The following is a 1664-nucleotide window of genomic DNA, read 5'->3' as shown; positions in this document are numbered from 1 at the left end:
TTTTTTTGAGATATGTCAGGAAATTAGGCTATGAAAGTAGCCACCAACTTTTTTATACAACGAAGAGTTTGATCCTGGCTCAGGATGAACGCTAGCGACAGGCCTAACACATGCAAGTCGAGGGGTAACAGGGGTTTCGGCCCGCTGACGACCGGCGCACGGGTGAGTAACGCGTATGCAACCTACCTGTAACAGGGGGATAGCTCCCTGAAAGGGGAATTAACACCGCATAAGACTACGCTACTGCATGGTAGCGTGGTAAAATATTTATAGGTTACAGATGGGCATGCGTGACATTAGCTAGTTGGCGGGGTAACGGCCCACCAAGGCAACGATGTCTAGGGGTTCTGAGAGGAAGGTCCCCCACACTGGTACTGAGACACGGACCAGACTCCTACGGGAGGCAGCAGTGAGGAATATTGGTCAATGGGCGCAAGCCTGAACCAGCCATGTCGCGTGCAGGAAGACTGCCCTATGGGTTGTAAACTGCTTTTTTACGGGAAGAAAACCAGCTACGTGTAGTTGTTTGCCGGTACCGTAGGAATAAGCATCGGCTAACTCCGTGCCAGCAGCCGCGGTAATACGGAGGATGCGAGCGTTATCCGGATTTATTGGGTTTAAAGGGTGCGTAGGCGGAATAGTAAGTCAGGGGTGAAATACTGCAGCTCAACTGTAGAATTGCCTTTGATACTGTTATTCTTGAGTATAGATGAGGTAGGCGGAATGTGGTGTGTAGCGGTGAAATGCATAGATATACCACAGAACACCGATTGCGAAGGCAGCTTACTAAACTATAACTGACGCTGATGCACGAAAGCGTGGGTATCAAACAGGATTAGATACCCTGGTAGTCCACGCCGTAAACGATGATTACTGGTTGTTTGCGATACATTGCAAGTGACTGAGCGAAAGCATTAAGTAATCCACCTGGGGAGTACGTCGGCAACGATGAAACTCAAAGGAATTGACGGGGGCCCGCACAAGCGGAGGAACATGTGGTTTAATTCGATGATACGCGAGGAACCTTACCTGGGTTTAAATGGGAAGTGACAGACTTGGAAACAGGTTTTTCTTCGGACACTTTTCAAGGTGCTGCATGGTTGTCGTCAGCTCGTGCCGTGAGGTGTCGGGTTAAGTCCCATAACGAGCGCAACCCCTATTGTCAGTTACCAGCACGTAATGGTGGGGACTCTGGCAAGACTGCCGGTGTAAACCGAGAGGAAGGTGGGGATGACGTCAAATCAGCACGGCCCTTACATCCAGGGCTACACACGTGTTACAATGGCCGGTACAAAGGGCCGCTACCTCGCGAGAGGATGCGAATCTTAAAAGCCGGTCTCAGTTCGGATCGGAGTCTGCAACCCGACTCCGTGAAGCTGGATTCGCTAGTAATCGCGCATCAGCCATGGCGCGGTGAATACGTTCCCGGGCCTTGTACACACCGCCCGTCAAGCCATGGAAGCCGGGGGTACCTGAAGTATGTAACCGCAAGGAGCGTCCTAGGGTAAAACTGGTGACTGGGGCTAAGTCGTAACAAGGTAGCCGTACCGGAAGGTGTGGCTGGAACACCTCCTTTCTGGAGCATGTTTTGAAAAAACGACTCACTAAAAAGGAAACAGCCAAATTAAACGAAACTAACTGCCCGATTTGGCGGTATTGCATCA

At 50.8% G+C, this 1664-nt stretch carries 1 rRNA gene; it reads left to right on the top strand.

Annotated features, from left to right (window positions below):
* Nucleotides 1-56: 56 nt before the first annotated feature.
* A 16S ribosomal RNA gene (locus EV194_RS16725) occupies nucleotides 57-1576 on the top strand.
* The last annotated feature ends 88 nt before the right edge of the window (nucleotides 1577-1664 follow it).

The sequence above is a fragment of the Natronoflexus pectinivorans genome (genome assembly GCF_004345615.1).
In the GTDB taxonomy this organism is placed as follows: Bacteria; Bacteroidota; Bacteroidia; order Bacteroidales; family Marinilabiliaceae; genus Natronoflexus; species Natronoflexus pectinivorans.
The sequence above is the reverse complement of the archived record's forward strand: the minus strand, read 5'-3'. Positions and strand labels throughout refer to the sequence as shown.